At 61.8% G+C, this 6,239-nt stretch carries 9 protein-coding genes; 3 read left to right on the top strand and 6 right to left on the bottom strand.

Annotation, left to right across the window (positions count from 1 at the left end):
* A partial coding sequence (locus ABY403_RS12250; RefSeq protein ID WP_372841106.1) for a haloacid dehalogenase type II occupies positions 1-582 on the bottom strand: 582 nt, incomplete at its 3' end.
* Positions 583-702: 120 nt separating this feature from the next.
* Between ABY403_RS12250 and ABY403_RS12245 the strand changes: the two genes are divergently transcribed.
* On the top strand, positions 703-1,308 hold the full coding sequence (locus ABY403_RS12245) for a hypothetical protein (RefSeq protein WP_372841105.1): 606 nt from the start codon (positions 703-705) through the stop codon (positions 1,306-1,308).
* A 66-nt stretch (positions 1,309-1,374) separates the two neighbouring features.
* Here the strand turns inward: ABY403_RS12245 and ABY403_RS12240 are convergent, their stop codons facing one another.
* From ABY403_RS12240 to fabA, 3 genes are read right to left on the bottom strand one after another with little or no spacing between them, the layout of a single operon-like run.
* On the bottom strand, positions 1,375-2,166 hold the full coding sequence (locus ABY403_RS12240; RefSeq protein WP_372841104.1) for an enoyl-ACP reductase: 792 nt from the start codon (positions 2,164-2,166) through the stop codon (positions 1,375-1,377).
* 5 nt (positions 2,167-2,171) lie between these two features.
* The gene (gene fabB, locus ABY403_RS12235; RefSeq protein ID WP_372841103.1) at positions 2,172-3,401 is read right to left on the bottom strand and encodes a beta-ketoacyl-ACP synthase I; all 1,230 of its coding nucleotides are present in this window, start codon (positions 3,399-3,401) and stop codon (positions 2,172-2,174) included.
* Positions 3,402-3,425: 24 nt separating this feature from the next.
* Positions 3,426-3,935, bottom strand: a complete 510-nt coding sequence (fabA, locus tag ABY403_RS12230; RefSeq protein ID WP_372841102.1) for a bifunctional 3-hydroxydecanoyl-ACP dehydratase/trans-2-decenoyl-ACP isomerase — start codon at positions 3,933-3,935, stop codon at positions 3,426-3,428.
* A gap of 173 nt (positions 3,936-4,108) precedes the next feature.
* On the opposite strand from fabA, the gene irrA reads away from it, so the two are divergent.
* Both irrA and ABY403_RS12220 read left to right on the top strand, forming a co-directional pair.
* Positions 4,109-4,528, top strand: coding sequence for an iron response transcriptional regulator IrrA (gene irrA, locus ABY403_RS12225; RefSeq protein ID WP_372841101.1), 420 nt, complete (start codon positions 4,109-4,111; stop codon positions 4,526-4,528).
* A 74-nt stretch (positions 4,529-4,602) separates the two neighbouring features.
* Positions 4,603-4,962 carry a hypothetical protein gene (locus ABY403_RS12220; protein ID WP_372841100.1) on the top strand — a complete coding sequence of 120 codons (360 nt, stop codon included), beginning with the start codon at positions 4,603-4,605 and terminating at the stop codon, positions 4,960-4,962.
* Positions 4,963-4,968: 6 nt separating this feature from the next.
* On the opposite strand, the gene ABY403_RS12215 is transcribed toward ABY403_RS12220, so the two are convergent.
* Positions 4,969-5,340, bottom strand: coding sequence for a DUF2237 family protein (locus ABY403_RS12215; RefSeq protein WP_372841099.1), 372 nt, complete (start codon positions 5,338-5,340; stop codon positions 4,969-4,971).
* 1 nt (position 5,341) lies between these two features.
* Positions 5,342-6,239 (bottom strand): serine hydrolase domain-containing protein (locus ABY403_RS12210; RefSeq protein WP_372841098.1); only part of this gene is annotated, 898 nt, incomplete at its 5' end.

Raw genomic sequence — 6,239 nt, 5'->3', positions numbered from 1 at the left:
GGTGGTAAAACCAAAACCCGCCGCAAAAGCCGCATCCCAGCCGTTGGAGGAAACGAATAGAACCTCGTCATTGCGGCACCCGAAATGCTCGGGCACCAGCGCATAAACCGAGGCATCGGGTTTGAACACGCCAACGCTTTCAACCGAAAGCACCGCATCAAGCAAATCGCCCACCCCCGCCGATTTTACGGCCCCCGCCAGCATTTCGGGCGATCCGTTCGACAAGATCGCGCAGGGCAAACCTTGCGCCTTCAGCGCTGCCAGCATGGCAGGCACCTCGGGGTAAGCCGGAAGTTCCCAGTAAAGCGCAAGCAGCCGCGCGCGCAGCCCCGGATCATCCAGATTTGACGCCTCGAGCGCCCAGTCCAGCCCGTCTTGCGTTACCTGCCAAAAGTCCAGATGCTGCCCCGCCACCGCGCGCAGCCACGAATACTGCAATTGCTTGGCCCGCCAGTCCTCGGCCAACTTCGGCCAGACTGCCGCAAAACCCTCGCGCCCCGGCTCGCCAGCAACGACGCGTGCCGCGGCGTTCACATCGAAAAGCGTGCCGTAGGCGTCAAAAACGCAGGTTGTAATAGCCATCGCGCCCCCCTAACTACGCTTGCAGACTTGCGCGCCGCGACGCGCGGCGCAAGCCCCCCGCGCGTCAAAGTGGTTGGCACCTGGCGTTGCCGAGTAGGCTCGAACATTCAGGAGTAGGCGATGACACCCCGGATAGAGGCAATGCTGGAACGTCTGCGCGGGCTTCAAGCAGAGCTTGAGGCCGCCTTCGAAGAACGTCGCGCAGCGCTGCACTACCGTGTGGTTCGCCACCGTGTGGTGTTCGAGGCGGGCGTGCGCGCGCAGCACCGCGCCGCGCGCGTAAAACTCGGGGCGTTTCTTGCGCGGACCCGGCCCATGGTGGTGCTGACCGCGCCGGTGATCTATTCGATGGTTCTGCCGCTGGCGCTGCTCGACCTTTTCGTGAGCCTCTATCAAGCGATCTGCTTTCCGATTTACGGCATCGCCAAGGTCAAGCGGCGCGACCATATCGCCGTTGATCGCCACCATCTCGCCTATCTCAACGGGATTCAGAAACTCAACTGCGTCTATTGCGGCTACGGCAACGGGGTCATTTCCTTCGCACGCGAAATCGCGGGCCGAACCGAGCAATTCTGGTGCCCGATCAAACACGCGCGCCGCGTCGCGGAACCCCATCCCTACTACCCGGCCTTTGTTGATTACGGCGATGCCCCGGCGTTTCAAAGCCAGACAGAACCGCTGCGCGCGCAACTGCGCCCCATCCCGTCTGGCACAAAACCAGACTGATTGCTGCCAAATGCTTCAGCGGAAATATCCTGCGGGGGGTGCGGGGGGCGCAAAGCCCCCCGCCCTTCACCCCAGATTTTCTGGCTGCGGCATGCCCAGCACATGGTAGCCGCTGTCGACCATGATCACTTCGCCCGTCGTGCAGCTGCCGTATTCCGAGCAGAGATAGACCGCAGTGCCGCCGATCGCCTCCAGCGTCGCGTTCTGGCGTAGCGGGCTGTTGGCCTCGGTGTGCCGGTAGGTCTTGCGCGCCCCGCCGATCGCCGCACCCGCCAGCGTGCGCATCGGGCCGGGCGAGATTGCGTTGACGCGAATCTGGTCGGGGCCGAGGTCGTTGGCAAGGTAGCGCACAGCGCTTTCCAGCGCCGCCTTGGCCACACCCATTACGTTGTAATACGGCGTCACGCGGTTTGACCCGCCATAGGTCAGGGTAATCAGGCTGCCGCCCTGCGGCATCAACTGCGCTGCCCGGCGCGACACGTCGATGAACGAATAGCACGAAATCGCGAGGCTGTTCTTGAAGTTCTCGCGGCTCGTGTTGATGAAACGCCCGGTCAGTTCGGCCTTGTCCGAATAGGCGATCGCGTGGATCAGAAAATCCATGCTGCCCCACGCCGCCTTCAGCCGCGCGAATGCGGCATCGAGGCTGGCATCGTCGTTCACGTCAACATCTATAAGGATGTCAGAGCCAAGCGATGCCGCCAAGGGCTCGACCCGCCGCCCGAAAGCCTCACCCTGATACGAAAACGCCAGCTCCGCGCCTTCGCTTGCCAGCGCCTGCGCGATGCCCCAGGCGATCGAGTGATCGTTCGCCACGCCCATGACAAGCCCGCGCTTGCCTTTCATCAATTCGCCCATTTGGTCTACCCGTCGTATTTGCTGAACAGAAGCGACGCGTTGGTGCCACCAAAGCCGAACGAGTTCGACAGCGCCGAGTCGAAGGCAACGTCATCGACACGGGTTTGCGCGATTTCGCCGGGCATAATGGCAGGATCGAGTTGGGTAATATTGGCCGAGGCGGCGATGAAACGGTCCTGCATCATCAAAAGCGAATAGATCGTCTCGTGCACCCCGGTCGCGCCAAGACTATGCCCGGTCAGCGATTTGGTCGATGAAATCGGCGGCACTTTGCCTTCGCCAAAAATCCGGCGGATTGCTTGCACTTCGGTCACGTCGCCTGCTGGTGTCGAGGTGCCATGCGCGTTGATGTAGCTGACCTTGCGACCCTCCGGCAGGGTCGAAATCGCCAGCCGCATCGCCCGCTCGCCGCCTTCGCCAGAGGGCGCAACCATGTCGTGCCCGTCCGAGGTCGCGCCATAGCCGGTCAGTTCCGCGTAAATCTTCGCGCCCCGCGCCAGCGCATGGCCAAGCTCCTCAAGCACCACCACGCCACCGCCGCCCGCAATCACGAAACCATCGCGCGCGGCGTCAAAGGCGCGGCTCGCCGTTTCGGGGGTGTCGTTGTATTTCGAGCTCATCGCGCCCATCGCATCGAACAGGCACGACAGCGTCCAGTCCAGTTCTTCGCCGCCGCCCGCGAAAACGATGTCCTGCTTGCCCATCTGGATCAGTTCGGCACCGTTGCCGATGCAATGCGCGCTTGTGGCGCAGGCCGAGGTGATCGAATAGTTCACGCCCTTGATCTTGAACGGCGTCGCAAGGCAGGCCGAATTGGTCGAGGACATGCAGCGCGTCACCATGAACGGGCCCATGCGCTTGGGCGCGCCTTTCTCGATCACAGTGGTATGCGCCTCGAAGAAGTTCGAGGTGGATGGCCCGCCAGACCCCATGATCAGCCCGGTGCGCGGGTTGGAAATGTCGCTTTCTTCCAGCCCGCTATCGCGAATGGCTTGCTCCATCGCCAGAAAGTTGTAGGCCGCCCCCGGCCCCATGAAGCGCAGGTTGCGCTTGTCGATATGCTCTTCAAGCACGATCTGCGGTTGGCCTTTAACCTGGCTGCGAAATCCGTGTTCGGCATAATCAGGTGCGGCGATGATGCCCGAGCGCCCGTCGCGCAGCGACTGCGTCACTTCTTCAGCCGAGTTTCCGATGGGCGAGATGATCCCAAGCCCGGTAATGACAACGCGGCGCATGGCGGCCTCCTTCATTGGCAATGGTCAGGTCTGCGAAAGAGCGACCTTCATGTCCTTGACAAGATAAATCGTTTCTCCGTCCGCCTCGACGCGGCCATCGGCCACGCCCATGGTCAGACGGCGGGTCTGGATTGCTTTGGTGTAATCGACATAGTAGCGCAGCATCTTGCGATCAGGGCGCACCATTCCGGTCAGCTTGACCTCGCCCACCCCCAGCGCATAGCCGCGCCCCAGCCAGCCGCGCCAGCCAAGGTTGAAACCGGTCAGCTGCCAAAGCCCGTCAAGCCCAAGGCAACCCGGCATGATCGGGTTGCCCGGAAAGTGGCATTCAAAGAACCACAGATCGGGCGTGATGTCGAACTCGGCGACCACATGGCCTTTGCCATGCAAGCCGCCATCAGCAGATATTTCTGTGATGCGATCCATCATCAGCATCGGCGGCGCGGGTAGCTGCGCGTTGCCCGGCCCGAACATTTCGCCGCGCGAACAGCGCAGCAGGTCTTCCTTGCTGAAAAACGTGGGATTCCCCGTCATTTCTACCGTCCCTCCACCGCCGCGGTCGCCTATCTGCAGGGCATCTAGCACTCGCTCAAAGCCCGAGGCAAGGGCTGCGGGCCCGGCGCGTGCACGCCGACTGGATTTATAAGCATTGAAAAAACACATTCGCGTCCCTAATCTGCCTGAGAGACAAAGCAGCGAGTGAGCACATGAAGTCGATCGAAGAGTTGCGCGGTAAGGAATGGCTGGCGCGAGGAGGTTTGCGTCCGACGCGGCAACGCCTGACGCTGGCAACGCTTCTGGTCGGCGACGGCAACAACCGCCACGTTACCGCAGAAGGTCTATATGCCGAGGCGCGGCAGGCTGATGCAGCAGTCTCGCTTGCTACTGTTTACAATACCATGCGCGCCTTTTGTCAGGCCGGGCTGATGCAGGAAATCAACGTCGATGCGACGCGCTCTTTCTTTGATACGCGAATGGACGAGCATCCGCATTTCTTCTGGGAAGAAACCTCGCTGGTCACGGATGCGCCGGTCGAGGATCTGGTGATTTCCCGGCTGCCCGCTGCCCCCGAGGGCACCGAACTTACCCGCGTCGATGTGGTGCTGCGGGTGCGCCGCGTCGCCTGAAGCCAGCACGACGTTGCATTGCACCTGCGCGGTTTGACAGGGCACGACGCGGTGCCATGCTCAGGCACGGGTCGATGTTCAACAATCGGGGTGCGATGCGCAGATCGGCATTGATAGCAGCCAGCCTTGCCGCGCTTGCGCCAGTAACGCTAGCAGCGCAGGGGCTTGAAGGAACCTACGCAATTGGCGAGTGCGGCGTGCCGCACGACGGTGTCATGACCCTTGCGGGCGCTACGATCATGTTCTTTGAAAGCGCCTGCCGCCTGTCGAACCCTACCCCGCTGGAAGGCTTCGATGGCGCACTGATCTATGATGCAAGCTGTGCCGGCGAAGGCGAAACTTGGAAAGAACGTATGCTGATCATGCCCTCTTTCGATGCGGGGCTCGTGGTTGTCAGCCCGGGTTGGGCCAATATGTACGAACGCTGCCAGTAAGGCGGCTTACCCCTCGGCGCAGTTCTGCAATATCGCAAGCGGCACAATTTCAAGCGCGCGCTCATGCGTCGCGGCCAGCCGCACATTCGGCGCGCAGCCCTCGTCCCATGCCTGCAAGAACCGCCCGGCACAAAGACACCATGCGTCGCCGGGCTTTAACCCTTGAAAACCGAGGTCTGGTCGCGGCGTGCTTAGATCGTTGCCGACATAGGCCGAAAAGGCCAGAAACTCGGCCGTCATCACAGCGCAAACGGTGTGGCTGCCTGCATCTTCAAAGCATGTGTTGCAGGCCCCATCGCGGAAGAACCCGGTTCGCGGCGCCAAGGAACAAGGTTCGAGCACACCGCCCAGCACGTTGATCGCAGGTAGTTTTTCCATCTTATAGCCCCTCTGCAATCTCGCGCAGAACCGCAAGATTGCCTTCGTCAACGCCGGGGTCTTCAAAGCGCGTATCTGCGGCGTTGACCGCCACGACCACCCCACGCACGGGATTGACGTAGATATATTGCCCGTAGATACCGCGCGCGAAAAAGTCGTTTCCATGCACGGCGGTATCGGCAGGAACCCACCACTGATAGCCATAGGGCGCACCCGCAGGCGCCATCAGCGATGTCGATGCCGTCACCCAATCGGCAGGCACAAGCTGCTCGTCGCCCCAGCGCCCACCTTGCGCGAACAACTGGCCAAAGCGCGCATAGTCGCGCGTGGTCAGGTTAAGCCCGCCCAGCACAAAGGCCACGCCATTCCCATCGGTCACATAGTAGGGTGCCCTCTCTAGCCCCATCGGTGCCAACAACCGCTCGGCCAGCAAATCCGCCGGGTCGCGCCCTGTCGCACCCGCAATCACCATGCCCAGCACATGCGTATCTATCGAGACATAGTGCCAGCGCGTGCCCGGCTCGGTTGCCCGCGCCTTCAGCCCGGCGGCAAAGCCGTTCATGGATCCGCCAAGCGCCAGAACACGCCCCATGCGGTTGATGTCAGAGTTGAAATCCAGATAGTCCTCGTTGAACGCAACACCCGACGACATCGTAAGAACATCGCGCACAGAGGCGCCGTCATAGGCCGACCCTTTCAGCGCAGGCGCGAAATCGACTACCCCTGCATCAAGATCCGGCACCATGCCCTCGGCGTGTAGAATACCGAACAGCGCCGACAGAAAGCTTTTTGCCACGGACCAGCTGATGCGCAGATCGTCCGGGCGCGTGCCGCGATAATAGCTTTCGTGCACCAGCTGCCCGTCTTTGAGCACCACCAGCCCCGTCACCCAGCGCGCC

The organism is Phaeovulum sp., from assembly GCF_041596715.1.
In the GTDB taxonomy this organism is placed as follows: Bacteria; Pseudomonadota; Alphaproteobacteria; order Rhodobacterales; family Rhodobacteraceae; genus UBA6213.
The sequence above is the reverse complement of the archived record's forward strand: the minus strand, read 5'-3'. Positions and strand labels throughout refer to the sequence as shown.

Excerpts from the sequence above, each read along its gene's own strand:
- ABY403_RS12240 (WP_372841104.1), bottom strand. The coding sequence starts at position 2,166 with ATGGGCGAATTGATGAAAGGCAAGCGCGGGCTTGTCATGGGCGTGGCG.
- ABY403_RS12215 (WP_372841099.1), bottom strand. The coding sequence starts at position 5,340 with ATGGAAAAACTACCTGCGATCAACGTGCTGGGCGGTGTGCTCGAACCT.
- fabB (WP_372841103.1), bottom strand. The coding sequence starts at position 3,401 with ATGCGCCGCGTTGTCATTACCGGGCTTGGGATCATCTCGCCCATCGGA.
- fabA (WP_372841102.1), bottom strand. The coding sequence starts at position 3,935 with ATGACGGGGAATCCCACGTTTTTCAGCAAGGAAGACCTGCTGCGCTGT.
- ABY403_RS12220 (WP_372841100.1), top strand. The coding sequence starts at position 4,603 with ATGTTCAACAATCGGGGTGCGATGCGCAGATCGGCATTGATAGCAGCC.
- ABY403_RS12245 (WP_372841105.1), top strand. The coding sequence starts at position 703 with ATGACACCCCGGATAGAGGCAATGCTGGAACGTCTGCGCGGGCTTCAA.
- irrA (WP_372841101.1), top strand. The coding sequence starts at position 4,109 with ATGAAGTCGATCGAAGAGTTGCGCGGTAAGGAATGGCTGGCGCGAGGA.